This is a genomic window from Ewingella allii (assembly GCF_044430645.1).
GTDB classification, from domain to species: Bacteria; Pseudomonadota; Gammaproteobacteria; order Enterobacterales; family Enterobacteriaceae; genus Ewingella; species Ewingella allii.
Genome location: NZ_JAWUDN010000001.1, coordinates 15,170 through 40,918 on the forward strand (window position 1 = coordinate 15,170; position 25,749 = coordinate 40,918).

Annotated in this window: 25 protein-coding genes and 1 tRNA gene; 14 read left to right on the forward strand and 12 right to left on the reverse strand. The window is 57.1% G+C overall.

Annotation, left to right across the window (positions count from 1 at the left end; translation table 11 throughout):
• The first annotated feature begins 100 nt into the window (after positions 1–100).
• Positions 101–904: a 2,5-didehydrogluconate reductase DkgB gene (dkgB, locus tag SBO83_RS00095; protein WP_396130047.1), complete on the forward strand. Its 804-nt coding sequence runs from the start codon at positions 101–103 to the stop codon at positions 902–904.
• A gap of 58 nt (positions 905–962) precedes the next feature.
• On the opposite strand, the gene yafC is transcribed toward dkgB, so the two are convergent.
• Positions 963–1,853, reverse strand: a complete 891-nt coding sequence (gene yafC, locus SBO83_RS00100; protein WP_396130048.1) for a DNA-binding transcriptional regulator YafC — start codon at positions 1,851–1,853, stop codon at positions 963–965.
• Positions 1,854–1,959: 106 nt separating this feature from the next.
• Here yafC and SBO83_RS00105 point away from each other — a divergent pair, with 106 nt between their 5' ends.
• Both SBO83_RS00105 and SBO83_RS00110 read left to right on the forward strand, forming a co-directional pair.
• The gene (locus SBO83_RS00105) at positions 1,960–3,135 is read left to right on the forward strand and encodes an MFS transporter (protein WP_396130049.1); all 1,176 of its coding nucleotides are present in this window, start codon (positions 1,960–1,962) and stop codon (positions 3,133–3,135) included.
• A 241-nt stretch (positions 3,136–3,376) separates the two neighbouring features.
• Positions 3,377–4,186 (forward strand): endonuclease/exonuclease/phosphatase family protein, encoded by an 810-nt coding sequence (locus tag SBO83_RS00110; protein WP_353501127.1) that lies wholly within the window; start codon positions 3,377–3,379, stop codon positions 4,184–4,186.
• A gap of 78 nt (positions 4,187–4,264) precedes the next feature.
• On the opposite strand, the gene mltD is transcribed toward SBO83_RS00110, so the two are convergent.
• Both mltD and gloB read right to left on the reverse strand, forming a co-directional pair.
• Complete coding sequence (gene mltD, locus SBO83_RS00115; RefSeq protein ID WP_353501128.1) at positions 4,265–5,650, reverse strand: murein transglycosylase D; 1,386 nt, start codon at positions 5,648–5,650, stop codon at positions 4,265–4,267.
• 70 nt (positions 5,651–5,720) lie between these two features.
• Positions 5,721–6,476 (reverse strand): hydroxyacylglutathione hydrolase, encoded by a 756-nt coding sequence (gene gloB / locus SBO83_RS00120; RefSeq protein WP_396130050.1) that lies wholly within the window; start codon positions 6,474–6,476, stop codon positions 5,721–5,723.
• Positions 6,477–6,519: 43 nt separating this feature from the next.
• On the opposite strand from gloB, the gene SBO83_RS00125 reads away from it, so the two are divergent.
• Positions 6,520–7,254 (forward strand): methyltransferase domain-containing protein, encoded by a 735-nt coding sequence (locus tag SBO83_RS00125; RefSeq protein ID WP_396130051.1) that lies wholly within the window; start codon positions 6,520–6,522, stop codon positions 7,252–7,254.
• Here the strand turns inward: SBO83_RS00125 and rnhA are convergent.
• Positions 7,251–7,718, reverse strand: coding sequence for a ribonuclease HI (gene rnhA, locus SBO83_RS00130; protein ID WP_396130052.1), 468 nt, complete (start codon positions 7,716–7,718; stop codon positions 7,251–7,253). The two genes, SBO83_RS00125 and rnhA, sit on opposite strands and share 4 nt — an antisense overlap.
• Positions 7,719–7,787: 69 nt before the next feature.
• Between rnhA and dnaQ the strand changes: the two genes are divergently transcribed.
• Positions 7,788–8,537, forward strand: coding sequence for a DNA polymerase III subunit epsilon (gene dnaQ, locus SBO83_RS00135; protein WP_396130053.1), 750 nt, complete (start codon positions 7,788–7,790; stop codon positions 8,535–8,537).
• Positions 8,538–8,660: 123 nt separating this feature from the next.
• A tRNA-Asp gene (locus SBO83_RS00140) sits at positions 8,661–8,737 on the forward strand.
• A gap of 134 nt (positions 8,738–8,871) precedes the next feature.
• On the opposite strand, the gene SBO83_RS00145 is transcribed toward SBO83_RS00140, so the two are convergent.
• From SBO83_RS00145 to SBO83_RS00160, 4 genes are all read right to left on the reverse strand, one after another.
• Complete coding sequence (locus SBO83_RS00145; protein WP_396130055.1) at positions 8,872–10,170, reverse strand: c-type cytochrome; 1,299 nt, start codon at positions 10,168–10,170, stop codon at positions 8,872–8,874.
• On the reverse strand, positions 10,167–12,446 hold the full coding sequence (locus tag SBO83_RS00150; RefSeq protein ID WP_396130057.1) for a xanthine dehydrogenase family protein molybdopterin-binding subunit: 2,280 nt from the start codon (positions 12,444–12,446) through the stop codon (positions 10,167–10,169). The genes SBO83_RS00145 and SBO83_RS00150 overlap by 4 nt, the downstream gene beginning before the upstream one ends.
• Positions 12,443–12,916, reverse strand: coding sequence for a 2Fe-2S iron-sulfur cluster-binding protein (locus SBO83_RS00155; RefSeq protein ID WP_396130058.1), 474 nt, complete (start codon positions 12,914–12,916; stop codon positions 12,443–12,445). Before SBO83_RS00155 ends, SBO83_RS00150 begins: the two co-directional genes overlap by 4 nt.
• Positions 12,917–13,141: 225 nt before the next feature.
• Positions 13,142–14,650, reverse strand: coding sequence for an NCS1 family nucleobase:cation symporter-1 (locus SBO83_RS00160; RefSeq protein WP_396130059.1), 1,509 nt, complete (start codon positions 14,648–14,650; stop codon positions 13,142–13,144).
• Positions 14,651–14,838: 188 nt separating this feature from the next.
• On the opposite strand from SBO83_RS00160, the gene SBO83_RS00165 reads away from it, so the two are divergent.
• From SBO83_RS00165 to puuE, 3 genes are read left to right on the forward strand one after another with little or no spacing between them, the layout of a single operon-like run.
• Positions 14,839–15,573, forward strand: a complete 735-nt coding sequence (locus SBO83_RS00165) for an FCD domain-containing protein (protein WP_396130060.1) — start codon at positions 14,839–14,841, stop codon at positions 15,571–15,573.
• A complete protein-coding gene (hpxA, locus tag SBO83_RS00170) occupies positions 15,573–16,340 on the forward strand; it encodes an allantoin racemase (protein WP_396130061.1) in 768 nt (255 codons plus the stop codon). The genes SBO83_RS00165 and hpxA overlap by 1 nt, the downstream gene beginning before the upstream one ends.
• Positions 16,333–17,292, forward strand: a complete 960-nt coding sequence (puuE, locus tag SBO83_RS00175) for an allantoinase PuuE (protein WP_396130062.1) — start codon at positions 16,333–16,335, stop codon at positions 17,290–17,292. Before hpxA ends, puuE begins: the two co-directional genes overlap by 8 nt.
• Positions 17,293–17,953: 661 nt before the next feature.
• Here puuE and hpxZ read toward each other — a convergent pair.
• Genes hpxZ through SBO83_RS00195 form a run of 4 tightly spaced genes read right to left on the reverse strand, consistent with a single transcriptional unit; the run spans position 17,954 to position 21,558 of the window.
• Positions 17,954–18,337 (reverse strand): oxalurate catabolism protein HpxZ, encoded by a 384-nt coding sequence (gene hpxZ, locus SBO83_RS00180; RefSeq protein ID WP_034787856.1) that lies wholly within the window; start codon positions 18,335–18,337, stop codon positions 17,954–17,956.
• A 19-nt stretch (positions 18,338–18,356) separates the two neighbouring features.
• Positions 18,357–19,757 (reverse strand): AtzE family amidohydrolase, encoded by a 1,401-nt coding sequence (locus SBO83_RS00185; protein ID WP_396130063.1) that lies wholly within the window; start codon positions 19,755–19,757, stop codon positions 18,357–18,359.
• On the reverse strand, positions 19,754–19,951 hold the full coding sequence (gene hpxX / locus SBO83_RS00190; RefSeq protein ID WP_396130065.1) for an oxalurate catabolism protein HpxX: 198 nt from the start codon (positions 19,949–19,951) through the stop codon (positions 19,754–19,756). Before hpxX ends, SBO83_RS00185 begins: the two co-directional genes overlap by 4 nt.
• Positions 19,952–19,971: 20 nt before the next feature.
• Positions 19,972–21,558, reverse strand: a complete 1,587-nt coding sequence (locus SBO83_RS00195; protein ID WP_396130066.1) for a gamma-glutamyltransferase — start codon at positions 21,556–21,558, stop codon at positions 19,972–19,974.
• A gap of 152 nt (positions 21,559–21,710) precedes the next feature.
• Between SBO83_RS00195 and SBO83_RS00200 the strand changes: the two genes are divergently transcribed.
• From SBO83_RS00200 to SBO83_RS00220, 5 genes are all read left to right on the forward strand, one after another.
• Positions 21,711–22,550: a MurR/RpiR family transcriptional regulator gene (locus SBO83_RS00200; protein ID WP_353501142.1), complete on the forward strand. Its 840-nt coding sequence runs from the start codon at positions 21,711–21,713 to the stop codon at positions 22,548–22,550.
• Between the two features lie 282 nt (positions 22,551–22,832).
• Entirely contained in the window at positions 22,833–23,624 is a 792-nt protein-coding gene (locus SBO83_RS00205; RefSeq protein WP_353501143.1) for a transporter substrate-binding domain-containing protein, read from the forward strand.
• A gap of 21 nt (positions 23,625–23,645) precedes the next feature.
• Positions 23,646–24,311 (forward strand): ABC transporter permease subunit, encoded by a 666-nt coding sequence (locus SBO83_RS00210; RefSeq protein WP_396130067.1) that lies wholly within the window; start codon positions 23,646–23,648, stop codon positions 24,309–24,311.
• Between the two features lie 2 nt (positions 24,312–24,313).
• Positions 24,314–24,964 carry an amino acid ABC transporter permease gene (locus SBO83_RS00215; RefSeq protein ID WP_154146353.1) on the forward strand — a complete coding sequence of 217 codons (651 nt, stop codon included), beginning with the start codon at positions 24,314–24,316 and terminating at the stop codon, positions 24,962–24,964.
• Positions 24,964–25,713 (forward strand): ATP-binding cassette domain-containing protein, encoded by a 750-nt coding sequence (locus SBO83_RS00220; RefSeq protein ID WP_396130068.1) that lies wholly within the window; start codon positions 24,964–24,966, stop codon positions 25,711–25,713. The genes SBO83_RS00215 and SBO83_RS00220 overlap by 1 nt, the downstream gene beginning before the upstream one ends.
• Positions 25,714–25,749: the final 36 nt, after the last annotated feature.

The following is a 25,749-nucleotide window of genomic DNA, read 5'->3' on the forward strand; positions in this document are numbered from 1 at the left end:
GCTGTCGTTTTTATCCATGAAACGGAAGTTCATACTCTCCCTCATACGATTTCCCGGCTCGCCGGACTTACTTTAAATTCAGAAAGATAGAGAGAAAAATATGAGCATCCCTGCATTTGGTCTTGGCACATTCCGTTTGAAAGATGAAGTGGTTAAAGCGTCCGTTTCTACTGCCTTGGAACTGGGCTACCGTGCTGTTGATACCGCACAAATCTACGGCAACGAAGCCGCCGTGGGCGAAGCGATTGCCGACAGCGGCGTGGCGCGTCAGGACCTGTACATCACCACCAAGATTTGGGTGGAAAATCTGGGCGCGGAGCAGGTGATCGCCAGCCTGAAAGAGAGCCTGACCAAGCTGAAAACCGACTACGTTGACCTGACGCTGATCCACTGGCCGTCTCCGGGCAACGCGGTAAGCGTGGCAGAAACCATGCACGCGCTGATTGAAGCGAAGAAACTGGGCCTGACCCGTGAGATTGGTATCTCCAACTTCACCGTAGCGCTGATGCAAGAAGCCATTGACGCCGTGGGCGCAGAAGCCATCGCCACTAACCAAATTGAACTGTCTCCGTTCTTGCAGAACCAGACCGTGGTGGAATTTGCCCGTAAAAACGGCATCGCTATCACCTCTTACATGACGCTGGCCTACGGCGACGCGCTGAAAGACGAAACCATTATCGCGATTGCGGCGCGTCACGACGCGACCCCTGCGCAAGTGGTGCTGGCATGGGCGCTGCAACTGGGTTACGCGGTCATTCCTTCTTCTACCAAGCGTGAAAACTTGGCAAGTAACCTGCTGGCGCAACAGTTGAAACTGACTGATGCCGATATGGCTGAGATTGCCAAGCTGGAACGCAATGGCCGTCTGGTTAGCCCGGAAGGTCTGGCGCCTGAGTGGGATTAATTCCTCAAAATGGTTTTAGTGTCTGGAAAACCCATGCTTCGGCATGGGTTTTTTCGTTTTAGGCGGGGTTGAGCTTTTCACTGAGAAAATCGATAAAGCAGCGAATGCGGGTGCTGACCGTCTGATCGCTATAATAGACCGCGTGCAGCGGCATGGAGATCCGCATGGTGTCGGGGATCAGCAGTTCTACCAAATCTCCACGGTCCACATCCGGCTGGGTCATAAAGTCCGACAGGCAGGCAATGCCGTTGCCCATCAGGCAGAGCTGGCGCAGCGTCTCGCCACTTCCCGAGCTAATAAACGGCGTGATGGTTAACTGCTGGCCATCGGCGCACAGCAGTGGCCACTTATTCAGCGCCAACACTTCGTTAAAGCCCAGACAGCGATGCTTCTTCAAATCATCGGTGGTTTGCGGCGTGCCCCACTTCTCCAGATAGGCGGGCGAGGCCAGCACCCGGCGATAGCTCAACATAAGCTTGCGGGCGCGCAGGCTGGAGTCTTCCAACTCTCCCACGCGAATCGCGACATCCACCTTTTGGTCAATCAGATTGATATTGCTTTCGGAGGAGAACAGCGCCAGCGACATCTTGGGAAAGCGTTCGGTGAATTCGGCCACCAGAGGGGACACCACGTGCAGGATAACCGGCGTGGCGGCGTCAACGCGTAGCAGCCCCTGCGGGTCATCGCGATGCTCGAGCAGGTCGTCCTCGGCGGCGGCCATCTCCTGCAAAATCTTCTGCACGCGGACAAAATAGCGCTCGCCTTCGTGGGTCAGGCTTATCTGGCGGGTGGTGCGATTAAGCAGGGTAATGCCCAGCTTCTGCTCGAGGCGTTTCAAGGTGCGGCTGACCACCGAATTGTCTTGTTCGAGCTGTTCAGCGGCGCGGCTGAAACTGCCCATTTCAACCACGGTGACAAAGGTCATTAACTCTTCCGAACTGGCTTTCATTGATGTCACTCCAGCAGAAATCATTTGATACTTTGGTTATTTCTGTCATTTAAGCACAAGCAGATAATAGCCGCCATCAAATCGATATTCATTGTGGAGTAAGGTTATGCCTCTTGCATTGTTAGCGCTGACCATCAGCGCATTCGCTATAGGAACCACCGAGTTCGTGATTGTTGGGCTGATCCCAACCATCGCGGATCAACTGGGTGTTTCAGTGCCATCAGCCGGTTTGCTGGTGTCTATTTATGCCGTGGGTGTGGCCGTTGGCGCACCTGTTCTGACGGCAATGACCGGCCGCGTGCCGCGTAAAGCCCTGTTGATTGGCCTGATGGTGTTCTTTACTATCGGCAACCTGCTGGCGTGGCAGTCACCCAACTACAGCACGCTGGTAGTGGCGCGGCTCCTGACCGGGCTGGCGCACGGCGTGTTCTTCTCGATTGGTTCGACTATCGCCACCAGTCTGGTGTCGAAAGAGAAAGCGGCTTCGGCTATCGCGCTGATGTTTGGCGGGCTGACCGTGGCACTGGTGACCGGCGTGCCGCTGGGGACCTTTATCGGGCAGCATTTTGGCTGGCGCGAAACCTTCCTGGCCGTCACGCTGATTGGGGTGATTGCTATTATTGCCAGCGCGATTCTGGTGCCGAATAACATCAAAAATGGCCCTTCGGCGAAGATCGCCGATCAGCTAAAAGTATTGATGAACCCACGCCTGCTGCTGATTTACGCAGTCACCGCGCTGGGCTACGGTGGGGTGTTCACCACCTTCACCTTCCTCGCGCCGATGATGCAGCAGCAGGCCGGTTTCTCCGCCAGCATGGTGAGCTGGATCTTGCTGGCCTATGGCGTGTCAGTGGCTATCGGCAACATCTGGGGCGGCAAGCTGGCGGATAAACACGGCGCGGTGAAAGCCCTGAGCATCATCTTCGCGGCGCTGGCTATCATCCTGTTTGTGTTCCAGTTCACCGCCAATTTTGCAATCCCGGCACTGATCACCCTGATGGTGATGGGCATCTTCGCCTTCGGCAACGTGCCTGGTTTGCAGGTGTACGTAGTGCAGAAAGCAGAAGAAGTGACGCCGAACGCGGTAGACGTGGCTTCCGGCCTGAACATCGCCGCCTTCAACGTCGGGATTGCAATTGGCTCGGTGGTCGGCGGGCAGGTAGTGTCGAGCATCGGACTGGCGCAAACGCCGTGGATTGGCGCGGTTATCGTGCTCGGCGCACTGGCGCTGATTCGCCTGAGTGGCCATTTGGATAAGAAAACCCAGCTGGCAATGGCCTAAGGCTATCCGGCAGTGCAACGCGCGGCTCACCTTCGGGTGGGCCGTTTTGCTTTTCGCTGATTAACGCATTAACGAGGCATACCAATAATCCTATGCTACCTTGATAACAGAACGCCGACGGTCAGGCGGGCAGGGTGTATACGATTGTAAACAGATTTGGCCTGAGCACTGACGGGCGTATACTGAAACGTCCGCTGCCTTCGAGCAGCATGATTTTTGATTGAGTGAATAGGCGATAAGCGTGCCGAAAAGAACATATGCAATGAGGTATGTTGCAGGTCAACCGGTCGAGCAGATCTTTCCAGGTGCCATGGCACATCTCAGTACTGGATTGCCTCCCGGAGCCGCGCTGCCCAATTCCAATACTCTACGCGTGATGGTGTGGAACATTTTTAAGCAACAACGGGCCGACTGGCTTTCGGTGTTGCAAGGTTTTGGCAAAGATGCCCAGCTGGTGTTGCTGCAAGAAGCGCAAACCACCCCTGAGCTGATTCGATTTGCTACCTCTCACTATTTGGCCGCCGATCAGGTTCCGGCCTATATGCTGCCTCAGCACCCCTCTGGCGTGATGACGCTCTCCGCTGCCCATCCGGTCTACTGTTGCCCTCTGCGCGAGCGTGAGCCCCTGCTACGCCTGGCTAAATCCGCCTTGGTGACAGTCTACCCGCTACTGGACGGCAGACTGCTGATGGTGGTGAACATCCACGCGGTGAATTTCAGCATCGGGGTGGATGTCTACAGCAAGCAGTTGGAGACCATTGGCGAGCAGATTGCGCATCATAAAGGGCCGGTGGTGATGGCGGGGGACTTCAACGCCTGGAGCCGCCAGCGCATCAACGCCTTGTTCGGTTTCGCCAATAACATTCGTCTGCAAGAGGTGAGGTTCCCGTCGGACTTCCGCCGTCGCGCCTTTGGCCGCCCGCTAGATTTCATCTTCTATCGCGATTTGAGCGTCACCCATGCGACGGTGATGGAAACTCAGGCGTCGGACCATAACCCGCTGCTGGTGGAGTTTCTGGCCGATCAGAGTGCGGCGAACAAAGCTCTGTAAGCCGATTCCCGCAAATTTGAGCATAAAAAAAAGCACCCGAAAGGGTGCTTTTTTGTAGGGATGACGCTGCGCATAGCATCAGGTGTCTGGCGTTAACTTATTGCTGACGAACAGAGTCAGCTTAGTGCCGGGCTGAAGGTTGTCTGTGCCAGCATTCCAGCGCATCACATCTTTGATGTTTACGCCGTGACGCTTAGCAATGCTCGACAACGAATCGCCTTTGCGAACCTGATACGTAATACTGCCGCCGTTACTGCTACTTGCCGAACTGACGCTGTTATCCGCCACTTGCAGGGTTTGCCCAACTTTTATCGCGCTCGCCGAGCGCAAATTGTTCCAACGCTGTAAATCACGGGTCTTAACGTTCAGTCTTGCTGCAATCCCCGACAAGCTATCGCCGGAGCGAACCTTGTAAGCTTTTGCGCCAGACGGAGCGTTGCTCGCTAGTCTGGTATTCTGCACGGCTTCGATGTCGCCATCGGCCAGAGAATCCTTCAACTGCGCTGCATGAGCCGTCGGTAACACAATGTAGTGCGGGCCGTTAGGCGCGGTAACATTTTGTTTGTAGCCAGTATTGTACGACTTAAGCTTAGTCAGTGACATGCCCGCCATCTCAGCCGCCTGAGTTAACTGCATCTGTTGCCCCACTTCAACACGCGCTAATGCGCGGTCTTGGCTCGGCGTCGGTAAGCTAATTCCGTACTTTTTGCTATGCTTTAAAATATCGCTTAAGGCTAACATTTTCGGGACATAAATCGACGTTTCACGAGGAAGCGCCAGTGACCAGAAATCTGTCGGACGACCTTTAGCTTTATTCGCTTTCACCGCTTGCATGACTCGGCCTTCACCGCTGTTATACGCTGCGACAGTCAATAACCAGTCACCGCCAAACATCTTGTTTAGGTTTTGCATCATATCAAGCGCAGCAGTTGTAGACGCCACAACATCTCGACGACCGTCATACCACTGGTTTTGTTTCAAACCATAATTGCGCCCCGTTTGTGGCACGATCTGCCACAGCCCCGCAGCGTTAGCTGATGAGGTTGCTTTAGGGTCAAAAGCGCTCTCCACTATGGGTAGCAGTACCAGTTCCATCGGCATATTGCGTTTCTTAATCTGCTCGGTGATCCAGTACATGTACGGCTCTGCCCGTAATGTTACATCGTGGAGATAGCTCTTATTTTTTAAGTATTTTACTTTTTGCTCACGGATCCGGGCATTTTCCGGAACCTTCATCTTCAGCTCGTCGCCAATGAAGTTCCACAGATTCTTTTGCGCGATAGAGTCATCATTGTCCAACCATCGCGAAGAGGTTAACCGCCCCCCATCTGTGTACTCTCCTGCTTCACTTTGACTTGCTGAAGACAAACTCTGTGCATGCTGTTCTGGCACCTTCACGTCCTGTCTGGACGCTTGGCAACCCACTAGCAACACCGAGGCGAAGATTATCGCTTTTGCCTTCATGTGTATGTCAATAGTTGCTTAAAAGACGAGCGATAATACTTTGCTTAGCCCAAAAACACAACCTTTTGCTTCAGAAGCTATCCTTGAGGCCCCTTAGATGGGCGAAAACTTGCCAAGAAGGTTTTAAGGGATCGTTAAGGTTTAATTTGTTTTGTAAATCAATATCATCGCATCGTAAAAACAGGTTAATTTTTCGTTCTAAACCTAGGGTTGTAGGCAGGGAAGGTTGCCCCTTTTTACGCATTTCCTGCACATTCTGTTCATGAGAATCAATATCAGAATCGTCTGGCAGAATTGACCGGGCAAACTTAAGATTTGAGAGAGTATATTCGTGTGCCGCGCAGACTAAAGTGTCATCTGGAAGCTGAGCTAACTGTTGAAAGGATTGATACATTTGCTCAGGTGTCCCTTCGAACAATCGGCCGCATCCGGCGGAGAACATGGTATCTCCGCAGAATAGGTAAGGGGCGCTGTAGTATGAAATATGACCTAAAGTGTGCCCGGGCGTAGCAAAGATGTGCCATTTCGCCCCGCCAATTTCGACCTCATCGCCGTTTTTAAGAATTTTCTTAGCACCTTTGCTCGCCGTTTCTTCAGGACCGTACACTTTTACCGCAGGGTAATGCGACAAAATCTCATTTACACCGCCAACATGGTCATGATGATGATGGGTCAGCAGGATGTCAGTCGGGGTTAAATTGCGCGTTTTTAGCGCTTCCAGCACCGGGGCGGCTTCGCCGGGATCGACAATCAGACAGTGACCGTTCTGGTCATCCAATAACCAAATGTAATTGTCCTGCAAGGCGGGAATACTGATAAGATTCATAGATACCTCTCGTTGGCAAACGCTTGAAAGACGAAAATAAAATATGCTACCAGCCCGCACACGTAAAAAAATCACTGCGCCAGCTTCATGGGATTCATTCCCCTGCGGCGAGTATTACCGTGCCGCGCTTGAGCGACAACTTCAAGCATGGTGGGGCAAGTTATACGGTTTCCACCTATTAAAGATTGGCAGTTTGAGCGTTGAACTCGACACCTCAGGCTGCCCTATCTCCCATCAGGTTAACGTCGCAGAGCTGGGAGAAAATCTGCATGTCCAAGGCTCGCAGTACCAATTGCCCTTCGCGCACAAATCGGTGGATGCCTGCCTGCTAGCCCATACTTTAGCCTATGCCGAAGACCCTCACCGGACTTTGCGTGAAGTTGATCGCGTGCTGATTGACGACGGCTGGCTGGTGTTAAGCAGCTTTAACCCGTTGAGTTTAGTTGGAATGGCCAAGCTGGTGCCCTTGGTGCGCAAACGCCAGCCTTATGTCAGCCAGATGTTTACCCAAACGCGCTTACTCGACTGGCTGGGCTTACTTAATTATGAAGTGATGATGAAGAGCCGTTTTCAGGTGCTGCCGTGGTGCGCCAAGGGCGGGAAGACGCTGAGTACGCATCTGCCCGCGCTAGGCTGTATGACGGTGATGGTGGCGCGTAAAAGGACGCTGCCGCTGACGCCGAGCGCCAAGAAGGTGCCGGCAAGGCGTCAGGCGATACCGCAGGCGGTGGGGGCCAGCAGCAAAAGTTATCGTAAAGATCACCAGAGTGAAGATTAACTCTCTGGTTTATAGCCCACGTCATCCAGCGTCGGATTGCCCGCCGCGTCGCGCGCCAGCACGTCACAACGTTCATTCTCCGGGTGGCCCGCGTGGCCTTTAACCCACATCCAGTTCAGCTTATGCTCCTGAATCGCCGCGTCCAGCCGTTGCCATAAATCGACATTCTTGACCGGCTTTTTGTCTGCCGTTTTCCAGCCGCGCTTCTTCCAGTTGTGGATCCAACTGGTGATGCCCTGACGAACATACTGGCTGTCGGTGCTTAAGGTCACTTCGCAAGGGGAGGTCAGTGCCTCAAGGGCCACAATCGCCGCCATCAGCTCCATGCGGTTATTGGTGGTTAGCCGGAAGCCGGCGCTGAACTCTTTTTCGTGTTGCTTGTAGCGCAAGATTGCGCCGAAACCACCGGGGCCGGGATTGCCAAGGCAAGAGCCGTCGGTGAAAATTTCTACCTGTTTGGTCATCTCTGGTAGACTCTTCCGCAGAAAGTAAAAGCCAAGTCTGACATAAACGAGCGCTGCGAGCACTGCAATATGATTTCTTCTCCTACCAGACAGATCGTTCTCGATACCGAAACCACCGGTATGAACAAACTCGGTGTTCACTACGAGGGGCATCGAATCATTGAAATCGGTGCGGTTGAGGTGATTAACCGTCGCCTGACCGGGCGCAATTTCCACGTCTATTTGAAGCCCGATCGTTTGGTCGATCCCGAAGCCTTTGGCGTTCACGGGATCAGTGACGAATTCCTCGCCGACAAGCCGACGTTTGCCGACATCGCCGACGACTTCCTCGAGTACATTCGCGGCGGCGAACTGGTCATCCATAACGCGACGTTCGACATCGGCTTTATGGATTACGAGTTTGGCATGCTGGGTCGTGGCATTGAGAAAACTGAAACCTTCTGCAAAATCACCGATACCCTGCAAATGGCGCGCAAGCTGTTCCCCGGCAAGCGCAACAGCCTCGACGCCCTCAGCGATCGCTATCTGATAGACAACAGCAAACGCACGCTGCACGGCGCGTTGCTTGACTCCGAGATCCTCGCCGAAGTTTATCTGATGATGACCGGCGGTCAGACCATCATGAAATTCACCCACGAAGGTGACCAGAAAACCGGCGCGGACGGGCAAGGGATCCAGCGCATCGCCAGACCGGCCTCGGGTTTGAAAGTGATCCGCGCCAGCGAGCAGGAGATGGCCTGGCACGAAGAGCGTTTGGATCTGGTGTTCAAGAAGGGGGGAAGCTGTTTATGGCGGCCACAACCGGCAGCAGAAGAGTAAGAAATTGCCTTTAAAATGCTCGTCTTGCAGAAAAACTGCTCAGTCGAGTGAAATTGTCAGGAAAAGCATTGACGCCATCGCGGGCATTCCTTAATATCCGCTCCGTTCTTAACCGAACGGCGCGGAGCGGTAGTTCAGTTGGTTAGAATACCTGCCTGTCACGCAGGGGGTCGCGGGTTCGAGCCCCGTCCGTTCCGCCAACATTCAGAAGCCCTGAGTTAGCAATAACTCAGGGCTTCGTTGTTTCTGTTTTCTGCAAAAAACGTCCTGTAAAGCATAAAAAAACCGGCGCAAGTTATCACCCACGCCGGTTTGCGTCCTGCCAATTTCCTGCTTATTTCATTGCGGTTTCTGCCCTTACTTCGCTGACTTTTTGCTGTAAGTCAGGCCAGGCGGCTTTCCCGGCATACTCTCCACGCAAGTAATTCAGTAGGGTGGCAATCTGCGCATCGCTCAGGTTATGGCGAAACGCAGGCATAAAGCCCAGCTCGGCCTTGGCCGGATGCTGAATACCGTCGAGCACGATGCGAATCGCATTGTCCGGCGAGTCGGTAAACAGGTTGGTGTTGAGTGCCAGAGAAGGGCGCACGCCGGTCATCTGCGGGCCTTTCTCCTGCGCGTGGCAGGCCATGCAGGAGCCGGAGAACAGCCTCGCGCCTTCCGAGGTCAGAGGCTCTACCTTGCTTTCCGCGCGTTGATTCAGTTCATCCGCGCTGCCCTGCGGCGCGCTGTCACTCTGGAAGGACATCAGATAGGTGGCGATGGCCTGCAGATCTTCTGGCGGCAGTTGCGACAAACCTTCTGCGACCACTGGCCCCATCGGCCCGGCGGCGACGCCGTGGTTGGCCGAATAGCCGCTGCGCATAAAGGTGACGAAATCCTCGTGAGTCCACTTCAGCGGCGCGTCGGAGTTCGCCACCAGTGACGGCGCGGTCCAGCCTTCGGCCACGCCTCCGGTCAGATGATCCTTGCCGCCTTTCTCACCAAACATCAGGTTGCGCGGCGAGTGGCAGGCGCTACAGTGTCCCAGCCCTTCGGTGAGATATTCCCCGCGCTGCCACTCGGCGCTCTTGCTGCTGTCAGTCTTCAACTCGCCCGGTTTGAGGAACAGCCAGTTCCAGGTCACGATGCCCTGACGAATGTTGAACGGGAAGCTCAGCGCGGTTTCCGGCGGCGAATACTTCACCGGCGGCTGCGACATCAGATAGGCATACAGCGCCTCGAGGTCAGCATCGCTGGTGCGGGTAAAGGCGGTATAAGGGAAGGCCGGATAGAGGTAATTGCCCTCACGGTCCACCCCGTGGCGCATCGCCCGCTTAAAGGCGGCGAAGGACCACTTACCGATGCCGGTTTCGGCGTCTGGCGTGATGTTGGTGGAGTAAATCGTGCCGAAGGGGATCTCCATCGCCAGCCCGCCGGTATTGCGCTCGCCGCCGGAGCGGGTGTGGCACACGGCGCAGTCGCCGAGGTCAGCCAGCTTACGGCCTTGCTCGATTTTCTCCGGGCTGAAGGTCTGAGTGCCCGGCTGTTTCAACGGCGCGATTTCCGGTTGCCAGCTGATGGTGGCGCCGCCAATCACTATCGCCAGCACCGCTACTGCGCCCCATCCGGCGACTTTCTTTATCTTACTCATGCTTTGTCTTCCTTAACCTGTGCTGCGGATTCCAGTGCTTTTAGCACGCGTTCCGGCGTAAAGGGTACTTCGCGCATTCGCACGCCCAGTGCGTCAAACAGCGCATTGCCGACCGCCGCTGCGCTTGGTACCGACGCCGACTCCCCCGCGCCCATTGGCGGCGCGTCGGGGTAGTCCAGCAGTTGAATATCCACCTGCGGCAACTCGTCAAAGCGCAGGATCGGATAGCCGCCCCATTCGAGCGAGGTGGTGCCCGCGCCGTCAAAGGTGACGAACTCCTTCAGCACGCGGCTGGTGGACTGAATAATGTTGCCGTGAACCTGATGCTTTACCCCCGCCGGGTTAATCATTCGGCCGCAGTCGTGGGCGACGAAAATCTTGTCGATTTTGATCTGCCCGGTTTTGCGATTCACGCTTAGGTCGCAGACCCACGCTGCCCAGGCCGCGCCGAAGCCGGGGAATTTACTGTGGAAGTAGCGGGCGTAGGCGAAACCGCGCCCGGTCACCACGTCTTGATTGGCCGAAGCGGGCTGGCGATGGGCCGGGCCGTCTTGCCAATTGCACTGCTTTTTCAGCGCGGCGATCAGCTTAATGGCGCGGTCATCTTTCAGGTATTGCAGGCGGTAGGCGATAGGATCCTGACCCGCCAGATAAGCCATTTCATCAATCCACGACTCATGGGCGAAGACGTTCGGCAGGGCCGAGACGCCGCGCATCCACGAGGCGCGCACAATCGGCGCGGCATCCTGCGACAGCACCCGCATGTGCGGATATTCATATTGCGGAATGGCGGTACGGTCGCCCATCTGCTGCACATCGGCGGTGTTCGGCACTTTGCCGGTCAGCACCAGAGGCAGCGTTACGGCGTTGTTTGACGGATAACTGGTTTTTAGCTCGTAAGCCGCCACCTGCAATTGCTTATCCAGACCACCGCGCACGCGGATCAGCTGGCCGGTGCCTTTCGGCTCCCAGCCTGACTCTTGCTCGCGCATCAGCTGCACGCGCACGGGTTTACCCACGGCTTGCGACAGCAGGAGGGCATCGGCAGAGACGTCGTCGGCGCAGTTGCGGCCATAGCAGCCGGAGGCTTCCATACGGTTGATATGCACCTGCTCCGGCGCGCGATCCAGCAGCTTGGCGAGGTCTTTGCGCAGGTCATGGGGGTTCTGCGTGCCGGACCAGACTTCGGCTTTCTCCGCCGTGACGTCCGCCACTGCGCAGGATGGCCCGATAGAGGCGTGCAGGTGATAAGGCCAGACATAATCGGCGTCGGCGTGAATATGCAGACTGGATAGCGCTTCATCCGTACCGGCGTCGTTGCGCAGCATACGGTCAGTTTTTGGCGTCGCCGCCAGCGTGTCGTGCAGCTTATCCAGCGACAGGTCCGGCAGCCCGGCCCATTTTTTCCATTCGACTTTAAGCTCGCGCATGGCGGTAATCGCCTGTTCCTCGCGCTCGGCGACAATGCCGATGAAATCTTTAATGACTACCACTTCGACGATGCCCGGCAGGTGGGCGATAGAGGCTTTATCCACCGAAATCAGGCTGTCGCCCAGCGGCGCGCTGCTGTCAGCACCGGCATAGGGCGGCCTGACCACGCGGCCGTGCAGCATGCCCGGCAGGCGCATGTCGTGAACATAGGTCAGCTGGCCGGTGACTTTGGCGGGAATGTCCACCCGCGCCACCGGCTTGCCAACGTACTGGCTCTCTTTGACGCTTTTAAGTTGCACGGAAGTGTCGAGCGGCAGGTTGAGATCTTGGCCTTCGGCCAATTGGGCGTAGCTAAGACGCTTGGCCGGGTGGGCGTCGACAAACACAAAGCCCTGCTCGGCGCGAAGCTGTTCGGCGGGCAGCTTGATGGCTTTAGCGGCGAGGGCGGTGAGCATTTCGCGCACCTGCGCCGCCGCCTGACGCAGCGGCACGGCGGAGACTTGTAGCGTGCTGCTGGCGATGGTCGGCCCTTGATTCGGGGTGCGATTGGTGTCGCCGAGGATCATGGTGACATCTTCAAAGCGCACGCCGATTTCATCCGCGACGATCTGCGCCAGCGAGGTGCGCACGCCGGTGCCCAAATCGACGTGGCCGTTAAAGGCAGTGACCTTGCCGTCGGCAGACATCGCGATAAAGCTGTTCACGCGGTCCAGCGGGATATCGCCCACTTTGCTGGCTGCCGGAGTGTTGGCGAAGGCCGAAAGCGGCGAGACGAAAAGGCTGCTGACCATCACCACGCCGCCCGATTGCAGCAGGCGACGACGGGTTATTTCCAGAGTATTCATGCCTGACCTCGCTCAGCAATCAGCTGACGGGCCTTTTCGGCGGCGCGCAGGATTTCGAGATGGGTGCCGCAGCGGCACAGGTTATAGGCCAGTTCGTTTTTGATTTCGTCTTCGCTGGCCTGCGGGTTTCTATCAAACAGGGCGACCAGCGTCATGATCATGCCGTTGGCGCAATAGCCGCACTGCGCGGCCTGCTCGTCGATAAAGCCTTGCTGCACCGGGTGCAATTGGCCTTCGTCACCCAGCCCTTCCAGCGTGGTGATGGCTTTGCCCTGCACACCCGAAAGCGGGATGGAGCACGAGCGCGCGGCGACGCCGTCGATAAGCACGGTGCAGGCTCCGCACTCGCCAAGGCCGCAGCCATATTTCGGCCCATTCAGGCCCAGATCGTTGCGTAGGATATAAAGCAGAGGGGTGTCGGCACTGACATTGCTCAACGGCAGCTTTTTGCCGTTAACATTAATTTCCATTGAAAAAACTCCATGTCGGGGCAGGCAATCCAAAAGCACGCCTGCCGCTGATGCGTTATATAATTATGTTTATCACGCTAATAATTAGCCTGTATTACCATGTGAATGGTATGTGAATTGGCGATGGGATTCATTAACAAAAGAAGGCAAAAAAGGGGTAGAGGCGCGGGGAAGGGGAGGAAAAACACCGCCGGAAAGGCCTCCGGCGGTGGTGAGATGAAGGCGTTACTCTTTGCCCATTTCTACTTTCGAGAAGTTAATTGACGGGCTGGCAGCGCGCTCGTGGCGAGCAATAACGCGGTAGGCGACGCCGGACAGGAACGCGCCGATAAACCAGCTAAAGTTGGCCACCTGGTGCAGGCTCGGGGTAAAGCTGATGAACAGGCCAATCGCCACGGCAGGAAGCAGCGCCATGATAGCTTTCGGGTTGAAACCGTTGCGATACCAGTAGCGGCCGGACGGCGTGGCGTTGAACAGGGCGTCCACGTCCAGATGCCCGCGTTTAATCAGGTAGTAGTCCGCCAGCAGGATGCCGAACAGTGGCCCAATAAAGGCACCCAGCACGTCCAGCGTATAGTGGATAAGCTCCGGCGACTGGAACAGGTTCCACGGCGTTAACAGCACTGAGCCGACGGCGGCAATCATCCCACCGGTGCGGAAGCTGATTTTTTGCGGCGCGCAGTTGGAGAAGTCGAAGGCCGGAGAGACGAAGTTCGCCACGATATTAATGCCGATGGTGGCGATGATCATGGTCAGCAGGCCGAGCGCCACCGCCACGCTGTTACCTACGCGGCTGACGGTTTCGATGGGGTCAGTGATCATCTGGCCGAACAGCGACTGGGTGCCGGAGACAATCACCACGGTCACAATCGAGAACAGCAGGAAGTTAAACGGCAAGCCCCAGCGGTTGCCGCGACGGATCTCACCCATGTTTTTGGCGTAACGCGAGAAGTCACCAAAGTTGAGCAGCGGGCCTGAGAAGTAGGAGACAACTAGCGCGGTGGCGGTCAGCATCTCCCAGCTCTGCTGGCCGACGGTCAGGGTTTTACTCGCCAAGGTGAAAGAAATATTGCTGAAACCGGTTTTATACACAATCCACCCCGCCAGCATCAGCATCACCACGTAGACGGCAGGCCCGGCGATATCAATAAAGCGCTTGATGGCGCTCATCCCGTGCCAGAAGACCATCGCCTGCAACAGCCACATCACGCCGAAGCAGATCCAGCCCATTGCCGACAGCCCCAGCCAGTGCGGCACGGTCAGCGGATTGAGCGACGGGAAGAACTTCAGCAGCACCAGCATCAGGGCGCTGGCTGCCAGATAAGTTTGAATGCCGTACCACGCGAAGGCGATCAGCCCACGGATAACCGCTGGAATGTTTGCACCAAACACCCCAAACGCCTGACGGCAAATCACCGCATAAGGCACGCCTGCCTGCTGGCTAGGCTTGGCCACCAGATTGGCAAAAATCTGCACGATGCAAATCCCGCACAGCAGACACAGCAGCACCTGCCAGCTGGAAAGCCCCAGCGTGAAGAAGCTGGCCGCCACCACATAGCCGCCCATGCTGTGTACGTCCGACATCCAGAAAGAGAAGATGTTGTACCAGCTCCAGTTCTGATCGCGAGTCGGTGCTAAGTCGTCATTGCACAGCCGTGGGCTGTAGTGCGGTTTGATGATCCCCGCGCTCAATTCCGGCGAGGCGCTGGCGGAAGAGATTTCGTGATTTGGCATAAATCGTGCTCCTGTCATAAACACCGTGTCGAAGTGGGCACCGCAAGGTTGGCGGACCCAAAATTAAAGTCGTCACGAAGGCATTTGCAGGAAACAGGCCATATTTGATTTTTTGTATACAATATTTATTTTTTCTGTATACGATTAGCACATAAAATGGCGCATCATCGAACAGCGGAGTGGGTGCAATGACCAGTTGGAGCGGGCTGAATACGGCCTATTTTACCGAGGATAAGGACGACCACATTTATAACGCGTTGGTGAAATCGATCGTCGAACACCAGCTGCTGCCGGGCAATAAATTACCCGAAGAAGCCTTGGCTCAGGCTTTTTCCGTCAGTCGTACGGGCATTCGCCGGGTGCTACAGCGCCTTGCCGCAGTGCAATTAGTGACGCTGTTGCCCAAGCGTGGTGCACACGTCACCTCGCCGGACGCCGATGAGTCGCGCGATGTTTTCACCACGCGCAAAATTCTTGAGTGCGCCAACTTGCCCCAAGTGGTGGCGCACTGTCAGTCCACCCACATCGCCGCGCTGAAGAAACTGTTGGAAGAGGAGAAACTGGCCCACGAGGCGCGTAACGGCCCGGCAGCGATCCGCCTCTCTGCCGCGTTCCACGTCCAGCTACAGGCGATTTCTGGCAATAAAGTGCTGACCGAAGCCGTATCGCAACTGACCCTCCGCTCCTCGCTGGCAATCGCCGTGTGGGGCGCGCCGTGGCAGCAGGGCTGCCGCTGTACCGATCACGACGATCTGCTGGATCTGCTGAAAAACCGCGACGCCAAAGGTCTGGCTGACAGCATGGCGCACCACTTCGACCACATTGTTGCCAGCCTGCGGTTTGAATCTCATCAGGAGACTGCCCCTGACTTTATGCAACTGTTTGCCGCCGACGCGGTAAAAGCCGACAAGGAGACGCAGTGATGTCCACCGCCACAGGTAAACTTTGTATACAACTGATCAATCCGAACACCAGTCTGGGCATGACCGAGGTGATGGCCGCCACGGCGCGTCAGGTTGCAGCGCCCGGTACGGAGATTTGGGCGGTTTGCCCGGAAGAGGGCGCGCCGTCGATTGAAGGACATTTTGACGAAGCGATCGCCGCGATTGGCGTTTTGCAACAGGTGAAAGCGGGCCGCGCGGCGGGCGTTGACGGGCATATCATCGCCTGCTTCGGCGACCCCGGTCTGCTGGCCGCCCGCGAGCTGGCACAGGCTCCGGTGATTGGCATCGCCGAGGCCGCCATGCACATGGCGACCCTGCTGGCGACCCGGTTTTCGATTGTCACTACTTTGCCGCGCACCTTAACCATCGCCCGCCATTTGCTGCATCAGTACGGCTTTGAGCGCCACTGCGCCGCGCTTCACGCCATCGATTTGCCGGTGTTATCTCTGGATGACGGCAGCGGCCTGGCGCAGCAGAAGGTGCGCGAGCAGTGTATCGCCGCCAAGAAGTCAGACGGCAGCGGAGCGATCGTGCTTGGCTGTGGCGGCATGGCGGATCTGGCGCAGGAGCTGACTCTAGAGTTGGGGATCCCGGTGATCGACGGCGTGAGCGCGGCGGTCAAAATGATTGAATCACTGGCGGCGCTGCGCCTGAGCACCAGCAAGCACGGTGATTTGGATTACCCGATTGAGAAGCCCCTTTCAGGCCGTTTCGCCGGATTGAATCTGGGGGGCGGCAATGTCTGATATTGATTACCGCTTCACCGAGAATTACCCGCGCGACCTGATTGGCTATGCCGGTCGTCCGCCCCACGCCAACTGGCCGGGCAACGCGCGGATCGCGGTGCAGTTCGTGTTGAATTATGAAGAGGGTGCTGAGAATAACGTGCTACACGGCGACGCGGGTTCCGAGCAGTTTCTGTCCGATATCATCGGCGCAGCCAGCTTCCCCGACCGCCATATGTCGATGGATTCCCTGTACGAATATGGCTCTCGCGCCGGTTTTTGGCGCATTCATAATGAGTTTCAAAAGCGCGGCCTGCCGTTAACGGTTTTCGGCGTGGCGATGGCATTGGCGCGTAACCCTGAAATTGTCGCCGCCATCAAGCAGGCTGACTACGACATGGTAAGCCACGGTTGGCGCTGGATCCACTATCAGGACATGAGCAAGGCGCAAGAAGCCGAGCATATGCACAAGGCAGTCAGCGTGCTGAAAGACCTTTTCGGCAGCGCACCGCTGGGCTGGTACACCGGCCGAGACAGCCCCAACACCCGCCAGCTGGTGGCCGAATACGGCGGTTTCCAATATGACAGCGACTACTACGGCGACGACCTGCCGTTCTGGACACCGGTCAAGCTGGACAGCGGCGAGGTGAAGCAGCACCTGGTCATCCCTTACACCTTAGAAACCAACGATATGCGTTTCGCCTCTCCTCAAGGTTTCAACACCGGCGAGCAGTTTTTCACCTATCTGAAAGACACCTTCGACGTGCTGTATGAAGAGGGGGAAACCAGCCCGAAAATGATGTCGATTGGCATGCACTGCCGGATACTAGGCCGCCCGGGGCGGTTCAGGGCTTTGCAGCGGTTTCTTGATTATGTTCAGGGACATGACCATGTGTGGGTATGTAAGAGGGGGGAGATCGCTGAGCACTGGGTTAAAGAGCATCCTGCTGGGGGTAAACGTTTCGACGTTTAATCTCGATTTAAAATCAAGGTCAAGGTCGTGCGCTGCCGCCACACCGGCCTCAAGGGGCGCCTATCGCCGCGCCCCTTGAGAATCCCCGGCTCTTTACTGCGCGCTTTGCTCGTGGGGCGGACATGTTTCAGGTACTTCCGTTATCCACCGCCCTCCCTATCAATAAAGAATGTCGCCGCTTAGGCGGTGCCTTCGCCACGGGATTCGAGCCATAGGTCTCGAACCATTCGCTCAGCGCCATTTTTGACTGCGGTTTTGAGGCATTTCAACCGAGCCGTTTCAGTGGGCTTTGCTTTGGGTTTAGTTTTTTTACGAATTGAATGAAACGGTTCGGTGTAAATGCCAGTAGGTCGTGTTCAGAAGTGACGCCGAGCAAGAGGTGGAAAACCGCGAGTCTTTTTTCGCGGGTTGGAATCCCGCAGCGAGGGAACCGCCTAAGCGGCGGCACTTCGCGACGATCATCTTGGTCGCTGAAACATGTCCATTCCAATCCTGCGCAGCCTCGATCTTCCAGCGAGAAAAAACGCAGGGTTCCAAGGGAGGCGCGTTTACGCCTCCCTTGGTCGGTGTGGGCAGACGCCCACGGTTTTGAATTTGAATTTGAATTTGAAGTTAAGACAATTTCCTCAGCTTTCCAAAAGCTGAACCGCCCATGGTTCGGTCAAACCATCAAACTGACATGTGCCGCTACGATCTTCCAGCCGCTCGGCATCTTCACCCATGTCTGCTGCTGGCGGCCGATTTTGTCGCTGCCTGCGCGACGGAATTCGGTGCTGGCGACCGCCATATCGTCGCCGAAGGTGGTGATGGTGGTGTTCACCAAATCACGATCCAAACCCTGTGAAGGGCGGGAGGCGCGGAACTCGCGAATGGCTTCGATGCCGTACAGATTCTCGCCTGCGCCGAAGCGTACGGTGCGCGGGTCGTGCCAGAACAGCTCGTCGAGCACGTCAATATCATTGCTGATCAACGCCTGCTCATAACGGTAAAACGCGGCGTTCATTTCGGCCAAAATCGCCGGGCGGTCAATATTGTCAGTTTTCATTTTTTCTTCTCTGGTCAAATTATTCAGTTACCGGTGAGGTCAACACCTTCACCACGCCCTGTTGCTCAAGCGCCCACGCGGCGCGCAGACAGAGGTCTTCACGCCACGGTGGAGCAATCAGCTGTAAGCCAATCGGCAGGCCGCTGGCGGTTTGCACTGGTACCGAAACCACTGGCAAACCGAGGAAGGAGATGGGCTGAGTCAACATGCCCATGCTGGCGCGGGTTGGCAGGTCGGTGCCGTTAATATGAATCGTTTCCTGACCAATCAGCGTGGCGCTGCACGGCGTCGAAGGGGCGATCAAGATGTCCCAGTGCTCGAACAGCGGCAGAATTTGCTGCTGGAACTGATGGCGGAAACGCTGGGCCTGAACATACCACGCGGCGGGGATCATCGCCCCGGCTAATAAACGTTCGCGGGATAAGGGTTCGAACTGTTCTGGAATGGTGCGCAGCAGCGGCAAATACTGGTTGCCGCCTTCGGAAGCGGTGAGCAGGAATGCCGCCGAGCGCGCCAGTTCGGCCTGCGGCATCTCCACCTCTTCTTGCGCTTCCAGCGCCTTGGCGACTCTCTTCACGGCGGCTTTGGCGTCGTCGTCACACCAAGTTGAGAAATAACCGCCGAGCGCCGCCGTGCGAAGGCCCTGCTGCCCGCGAGTCAGGCGGCTGAAGGTTTCAGTGGTCGGTTTGTCGGCCTGAAAAGCATCCTGCGGGTCGGTGCCCTGCATGGCGTCATACACTTGAGACAGGTCGGAGGCGCAGCGAGCTAGCGGGCCGATGTGGTCGAGGCTGGCGACAAACGGTTGGCTGCCGCTGCGCGAGATGCGCCCGAAAGTGGGTTTCAACCCCAGAATACCGGAGAGAGAAGAGGGCACGCGGATGGAGCCGTTGGTGTCACTGCCGAGGCTGAAATGCACCAAGCCCGCAGCCACTGCCGCGGCGGACCCGCCGGAAGAGCCGCCCGCAATGCGTGAAGTGTCTCGAGGGTTGCGGGTCACGCCGTAGTGGCTGTTCTCGGTGGTGAAGCCGTAGGCGTAGGCATCCATATTCAGCATGCCGGAGAGCAGCGCGCCTTGGCTGGTAAGGCGTGAAACCGTCCACGCATCCTGTTTGGCGACCGGATTATTGCTGTTGAGGCTGGCTCCCGCCAGCGTTACCTGCCCGGTGACGTCGAGCAGGTTTTTCACCGCGTAAGGCACGGCGGCCAGCGGTGGTAAAGTGCCGCCGCTGGCGCGCAGTTTGTCGACTTTCGCCGCTTCGCTCAGCATGCGATCGCCGGTGACGTGGGTAAAAGCGTTGAGCGTCGGGTCACTCTTCTCAATATTATCCAAGGTGGCGCTGGCGATCTCAGTGGCCGACAGGTCGCCGCTTTGCAGCGCGTGGTGCAGCTGGCTGATGGTCAACTCTTCATAGGTTTTCATGCGCGATAAACCCCGGCAATCTCCAGACGCGGGTCGAGCGGCAGGTCCATCAGCGGCTGCGCCATCTGCGCAATACGACTGAACTGTGCCAATAATTCCTGACGACGCTTGTCGTCGAGTTCCAGCGCCAGCACGCACTCCATCTGGCTGATGTAGGCGGCCCAGTCGGCTGGGCGCGATGTTGTTTTGCTCATAGTGTTTCCCCTGTCAAAAATTAGAATCCGGCGGCGCTGCCGTTGCTGCGCGGGTCAAAGGCGCCTTCAAACATGCCGTTGGTGTGGCGCACAATCGCCCCCGCGTGCCCGACCGCCTCGCTGTAATCCGCCAGCAGTTCTACTTCGTGGCCGCGCTGGCGCAGACCGGCTAGCGTGGCGTGTTCGAAACGCCCCTCCAGCTTTAATGAGTCCGAGCTTTCGCCCCAGGTGCGGCCCAGCAGCCAACGCGGGCCGCTGATCGCCTGCTGCAATGACTGGCCTTGCACCACGTGGCGAATAAACACCGCCGCCTGGGTCTGCGGCTGGCCGTCGCCGCCCATTGCGCCGTAAACCATGGTGCGTCCGTCATACAGGCGCGCGGCGGCGGGGTTGAGGGTATGGAAGGGCTGCTTGCCCGGCGCCAGCGCCAGCAGGTGGTCGGAGTCGAGGCTGAACGAGGCGCCGCGGTTCTGCCACAGCACGCCGCTCTCCGGCAGCACCACGCCGCTGCCAAATTCGTGATAAATGCTCTGAATGAAGGAAACCGACAGCCCGCTGCTGTCCATCACGCCCATCCATACCGTGTCGCCCGGCCCTTTGCCTTTGCCCCAGTCGGCGGCGCAGTGTGAGTTGATGCGCGTGGCGAGGGCGTCGAGGTAGTCGGGTGCCAGCAGGCTTTGGGCGTCCTGAGTCATCATTTTTGGGTCGGTGATGTAGCGATCGCGCAGGCCGAAGGCCAGCTTGGTGGCTTCCACCACGCTATGAATGGTCGCGCCTTCATCCATGGTTTCCAGCGGCAGGCGGTCAGTCAGGCCGAGGATCGCCAGCGACACCAAACCCTGCGTCGGCGGCGTCAGGTTGAAGATTTCCCCTTTGCTGTGTTTGAGGCGCAGCGGATTACGACGCTGCGGGCGATAGGCGGCTAAGTCGTCGCGGGTCAGCGGCATGCCCAATTTCTGCATGTCGGCGACAAGGCTGTCTGCCAGTTCGCCGCGATAGAAGCTGTCCAGCCCGTCTTCGCACAGCATGGAAAGCGTCGAGGCCAGCTGCGGCTGGGTAAAGCGCGTACCGGCGCGCGGGATCTCGCCATAGGGCAGGAAGACGTCGGCGAAGGAGCGGATGTCGCGCAGCTCGTGATGCTTGGCGCGCGTGGCTGCCTCCTGCGAGGCGGTCACCGGAATGCCGTCGGCGGCGTAGCGAATGGCATCACCCAGCAGGCGTGACAGCGGCTTTTGCTCGCCCCCCAGCTCGGCAGAAATCTTCAGGGCTTCGTGCCAACCGCCGACGGTGCCCGCCACGGTCAGAGCGGCTTTCGGGCCGCGATGGGGAATGTGCGTCTCACCGGCGTAGAAATCCAGCGTGGCGTGCGTTCCGGCTGCGCCGCTGGCGTCGATAGCAATCGGGTTGCCCTGCGCCGGCACAATCAGCCAAAAACCGTCACCACCCAGCCCGTTCATATGCGGGTAAACCACCGCGATAGTCGCGGCGGCGGCGACCATGGCTTCAATGGCGTTCCCCCCTTCGCGCAGCACCGCGAGCGCACTTTGGCTGGCGAGATGATGAGGGGTGACCGCCATACCGAGCGGCGAACTATTACTGTTGATCATGCGGGGTCCTTGGCTTGTTTTTCTGCTAAATAACAAGCAAGAGATGTTCCACATCGGCAGGGATTCACTACTTTTCTGAATAATTTATCTTGTATTCATAGTTTGACATTATGTTATGTTCGCGCTGAAACGATGGTTGCGTAGGAGCAACAATGAAACAAATCGATGAGCGGCTGCGCGAGCACTATCCCGAGCTAACGCCGCAGGAGCAGCGGGTGGCGGACTTTATCTTCGCCAACATTGATGACCTGATGAGCTACAATAGCGCCGAGCTGGCGCGGCTGAGCGACGTATCGAAAGCCACGGTCAGCCGCCTGTTCAAGCGCCTGGGTTATCCGAGCTACCGCGATATGCGCGACGAAGTGCGCACCCTGCGCCAGAGCGGCATGCCGCTGACCGACAGCCGCGACGCCGTGCAGGGCAATACCCTGTTATCGCGCCACTATAAGCAGGAAATGGCCAATCTGACCCAGTGGATGAATCAGATTGATGACCAGCAATTCACCGCGGTAATTGCTGCGCTGAGCAAGGCGCGGCAGGTGCGTTTACTGGGATTCCGCAACAGTTATCCGGTGGCGCTGCACCTGCGCCAGCAGCTGGTGCAGGTGCGTCAGGGCGTGATGATGATGCCGCAGCCGGGGCAAACGCTGGCGGAAGAGCTGGTGGATTTAACCGAGCAGGACGTGGTGATTTTCGTGGCGTTTCGCCGCAGGCCGCGCGCGGCAAGGGCTATCCTCAGCCAGCTTCAAGCCTTGAATGTGCCGGTATTGCTGATTTGCGAACCTCAGGCGCAGTCTCTGTTACCCATGGCGCGCTGGCATTTGGCGGCTTCCCTCGACAGCGTGTCGGCCTTCGACTCTTATTCGGCGGCGATGAGTTTGGCTAATCTGCTGAGTAACGCCTTGCTGCATGAAATGCTGGCTTCAGGCCGACAAAGAATCCATCAAATCAGCGACCTTTATAGCGATCTCGACGAGCTGGAACAGCGCTAAACCCCGCCTCTTTTTTCTCTGCTTCACCGTTGTGCATCATTTCAGGCGCTTTTTTGGTGCCTGCGCACAACGGCAGTGCAACAACTCACCCACTTCGTTTACCTCATTGCCCCGTGACGAGGCAACCGACTTCGCCAACTCTCCTTTTCTAGCAGGCTTTTTACCGCCTGAGGGGCGGCCGTGGCGCTATTTCATCAGACTCATCTCTTTTGGCACATTAGTTGCAAAACACATTTTATAAGAATCTAACGTTTCACAAATTTAATCACCGGAGATAATCTAATGAAAATGAACAAACGGTTGTTGGCTTGGGTTGGTGCAGCAATGTTGGTTTTCCAGGCGTCGAGCGTGATGGCCGATCAGCTGCAAGATATTCAAAAGCGCGGCGTGCTGCGGGTTGCGGTGCCACAGGACTTCCCGCCGTTTGGTTCAGTGGGCAAAGATTTGCAGCCTGAAGGTTATGACATCGACATGGCGCATTACCTCGCCGACAAGATGAAACTTAAGTTGCAACTGGTTCCGGTGAGCAGCGCCAACCGCGTGCCTTACCTGCAAACGGACAAAGTGGACTTGGTTATCTCAAGTCTGGGTAAGAACGCCGAACGTGAGAAAGTGATCGACTTCAGCAATGCCTACGCGCCGTTCTTCCTCGGCGTATTTGGCGCGAAGGGTGATAACGTCACTGACCTTAATGGTCTGGCGAACAAAACCGTTGGCGTGACGCGCGGCGCGGTTGAAGACCTGGCCTTGACCGCCGTGGCACCGAAAGACACCAAAATTCAGCGTTACGAAGATAACAACACCACGCTGTCGGCTTACCTGTCTGGTCAGGTGGAACTTATCGCCACGGGTAACTTAGTGGTGGCGGCGATTGCTCGCCAGAACCCGGAAAAAGCGCCGGTTTCCAAAGTGTTGTTAAAGGATTCGCCATGCTTCGTTGGCCTGCGTAAAGACGAGCCGGCGCTGAAAGACAAAGTGAACGCGCTGATTGCTCAAGCCGTGGCTGACAAGACCCTCAACGCGCTTTCCGAAAAATGGATGAAAGCGCCGCTGCCTGCGAATCTGGGTTCCTAAGCAGGATAGGGGAGAAAGAGCATGACCTATCAGCTGAATTTTCTTGCGCTGTGGCCGTATATGCCGGAGCTGTTGTCCGGCCTGTGGACCACTATCCAGCTGACAGTCATGGCGACGGTTGGCGGTATCGCAATCGGTATCTGCGGGGCCGCCATCCGTTGCGGCAGTAACAAAACGCTGCGCGCGGTGTGGGGCATTTATGTCGAAATCATCCGTAACACGCCGTTCGTGGTGCAGCTGTTTTTCATCGTGTTTGGTCTGCCGGGCATTGGCCTGAAAATGACCGCCGGTGAGGCGGCGCTGCTGGCGATGCTGATTAACCTGGGTGCTTACAGCACCGAGATCATCCGCGCCGGGATTCAGGTGACGCCCAAGGGCCAGTGGGAAGCCGGGCGCGTGCTCGGTTTAACCCGCAGCCAGACCTTTTTGCGAGTGGTGCTGCCGCCGTCGTTGAAGCGGATTTATCCGGCGCTGGTCAGCCAGTGCATTATCGTGATGCTCGGTTCGTCGGTGGTGTCGCAAGTGTCGTATGAGGAGCTGACCTTCGCGGCCAACTTGATTCAGTCGCGCACCTTTCTGAGTTTTGAGGTGTATTTAGTGACAACGCTGTTCTACCTGCTGTTGTCGGTGGCGATGCGCCAGCTGCTGTTGTTTGCAGGTCGCCGCCTCTTTGGGAGTTACAGCTGATGATGACCTTTACCGATTGGGACATCGTGCGCAACCTGCTGCTGGCGGCGCGCTGGACGATTTTGCTGTCGCTGACAGCGTTTATTGGCGGCACCTTAGTGACTCTGCCGCTGTTGTTGATTCGCCTGACCAAGCGCAGCTGGCCGACCCGCGCGGTGCGTTTGTACTCAGAGTTGTTTCAGGGAACGCCGCTGCTGATGCAGCTGTTTTTGGCCTTCTTCGGACTGGGGCTGTTTGGCATTGATGTCAGCCCGTGGACCGCCGCCGCGCTGGCGCTGACGCTCTATACCAGCGCCTATTTGGTGGACATCTGGAGTGGCAGTATTGAAGCCTTGCCGAAGGGACAATGGGAAGCCTGCCGCTGTCTGGGGCTGAGTTTCAGCCAGACCCTGTGGCGAGTCATTGCCCCGCAGGCGCTGCGGATTGCGATTGCGCCGACGGTGGGGTTCTCGGTGCAGGTGATTAAAGGTACGGCGCTGGCGTCAATCATCGGTTTTGTCGAGCTGACCAAGGCCGGCACCATGTTGACCAACGTGACTTATCAGCCGTTCAAAGTGTTTGGATTAGTGGCGCTGGGCTACTTCCTGATGTGTTATCCGCTGTCGATGTACAGCCACTATCTTGAAAAATCGCTGCGTGGAGAGAACAAATAATGCCGCTGATCACGATTAACCAAGTGCAAAAATATTACGGTCAGAACCACGTATTGAAAGGCGTGGATCTGGACATCGACGGTGGTGAAGTTATCTCGATTATCGGTCGCAGCGGGTCAGGGAAAAGCACCTTGCTGCGCTGCATTAACGGGCTGGAAGGCTATCAGGACGGCAGCATCAAGCTGGGCGGCATGACCATCACCAACCGCGATTCCCAAGCGCGTGAAATCAGCCGCTCGGTGGGCATGGTATTCCAAAACTTCAACCTGTTCCCGCACATGACCGCGCTGGAAAACGTCATGCTGGCTCCCCGCCGCGTGCTGGGGAAATCAGCCGCCGAGTGCCGCGAGCTGGCGGCACAGATGCTGGCGAAAGTGGGGCTGGCGGACCGGATGGACTATTACCCTTCCAACCTGTCTGGCGGCCAACAGCAGCGCGTGGCCATTGCCCGCGCGCTGGCGATGAACCCAAAAGTGCTGCTGTGTGACGAAATCACCTCGGCGCTGGATCCCGAGCTGGTGGGCGAAGTGCTGAAAGTGCTGGAGCAGTTGGCGAAAGAGGGCATGACGCTGGTGCTGGTGACGCACGAAATGAATTTTGCCCGCGAAGTGGGCGACCGCGTGGTGTTTATGCATCAAGGCACCGTGTGGGAACAAGGCGAAAGCCGGGCGCTGTTTGCCAATCCGCAAACCGCCGAACTTAAACAATTTATCGCGTCAGTGCGCGGCTTAAACGAGGTCGCGGTCTGATGAGAAAAACACAACCCTACTCAACGACTTTAAAGG

What these genes read in the sequence shown, in the direction of transcription:
- dkgB (WP_396130047.1), top strand. Translation starts at nt 101, where the DNA reads ATGAGCATCCCTGCATTTGGTCTTGGCACATTCCGTTTGAAAGATGAA.
- yafC (WP_396130048.1), bottom strand. Translation starts at nt 1,853, where the DNA reads ATGAAAGCCAGTTCGGAAGAGTTAATGACCTTTGTCACCGTGGTTGAA.
- SBO83_RS00105 (WP_396130049.1), top strand. Translation starts at nt 1,960, where the DNA reads ATGCCTCTTGCATTGTTAGCGCTGACCATCAGCGCATTCGCTATAGGA.
- mltD (WP_353501128.1), bottom strand. Translation starts at nt 5,650, where the DNA reads ATGAAGGCAAAAGCGATAATCTTCGCCTCGGTGTTGCTAGTGGGTTGC.
- gloB (WP_396130050.1), bottom strand. Translation starts at nt 6,476, where the DNA reads ATGAATCTTATCAGTATTCCCGCCTTGCAGGACAATTACATTTGGTTA.
- SBO83_RS00125 (WP_396130051.1), top strand. Translation starts at nt 6,520, where the DNA reads ATGCTACCAGCCCGCACACGTAAAAAAATCACTGCGCCAGCTTCATGG.
- rnhA (WP_396130052.1), bottom strand. Translation starts at nt 7,718, where the DNA reads ATGACCAAACAGGTAGAAATTTTCACCGACGGCTCTTGCCTTGGCAAT.
- dnaQ (WP_396130053.1), top strand. Translation starts at nt 7,788, where the DNA reads ATGATTTCTTCTCCTACCAGACAGATCGTTCTCGATACCGAAACCACC.
- SBO83_RS00145 (WP_396130055.1), bottom strand. Translation starts at nt 10,170, where the DNA reads ATGAGTAAGATAAAGAAAGTCGCCGGATGGGGCGCAGTAGCGGTGCTG.
- SBO83_RS00150 (WP_396130057.1), bottom strand. Translation starts at nt 12,446, where the DNA reads ATGAATACTCTGGAAATAACCCGTCGTCGCCTGCTGCAATCGGGCGGC.
- SBO83_RS00155 (WP_396130058.1), bottom strand. Translation starts at nt 12,916, where the DNA reads ATGGAAATTAATGTTAACGGCAAAAAGCTGCCGTTGAGCAATGTCAGT.
- SBO83_RS00160 (WP_396130059.1), bottom strand. Translation starts at nt 14,650, where the DNA reads ATGCCAAATCACGAAATCTCTTCCGCCAGCGCCTCGCCGGAATTGAGC.
- SBO83_RS00165 (WP_396130060.1), top strand. Translation starts at nt 14,839, where the DNA reads ATGACCAGTTGGAGCGGGCTGAATACGGCCTATTTTACCGAGGATAAG.
- hpxA (WP_396130061.1), top strand. Translation starts at nt 15,573, where the DNA reads ATGTCCACCGCCACAGGTAAACTTTGTATACAACTGATCAATCCGAAC.
- puuE (WP_396130062.1), top strand. Translation starts at nt 16,333, where the DNA reads ATGTCTGATATTGATTACCGCTTCACCGAGAATTACCCGCGCGACCTG.
- hpxZ (WP_034787856.1), bottom strand. Translation starts at nt 18,337, where the DNA reads ATGAAAACTGACAATATTGACCGCCCGGCGATTTTGGCCGAAATGAAC.
- SBO83_RS00185 (WP_396130063.1), bottom strand. Translation starts at nt 19,757, where the DNA reads ATGAAAACCTATGAAGAGTTGACCATCAGCCAGCTGCACCACGCGCTG.
- hpxX (WP_396130065.1), bottom strand. Translation starts at nt 19,951, where the DNA reads ATGAGCAAAACAACATCGCGCCCAGCCGACTGGGCCGCCTACATCAGC.
- SBO83_RS00195 (WP_396130066.1), bottom strand. Translation starts at nt 21,558, where the DNA reads ATGATCAACAGTAATAGTTCGCCGCTCGGTATGGCGGTCACCCCTCAT.
- SBO83_RS00200 (WP_353501142.1), top strand. Translation starts at nt 21,711, where the DNA reads ATGAAACAAATCGATGAGCGGCTGCGCGAGCACTATCCCGAGCTAACG.
- SBO83_RS00205 (WP_353501143.1), top strand. Translation starts at nt 22,833, where the DNA reads ATGAAAATGAACAAACGGTTGTTGGCTTGGGTTGGTGCAGCAATGTTG.
- SBO83_RS00210 (WP_396130067.1), top strand. Translation starts at nt 23,646, where the DNA reads ATGACCTATCAGCTGAATTTTCTTGCGCTGTGGCCGTATATGCCGGAG.
- SBO83_RS00215 (WP_154146353.1), top strand. Translation starts at nt 24,314, where the DNA reads ATGACCTTTACCGATTGGGACATCGTGCGCAACCTGCTGCTGGCGGCG.
- SBO83_RS00220 (WP_396130068.1), top strand. Translation starts at nt 24,964, where the DNA reads ATGCCGCTGATCACGATTAACCAAGTGCAAAAATATTACGGTCAGAAC.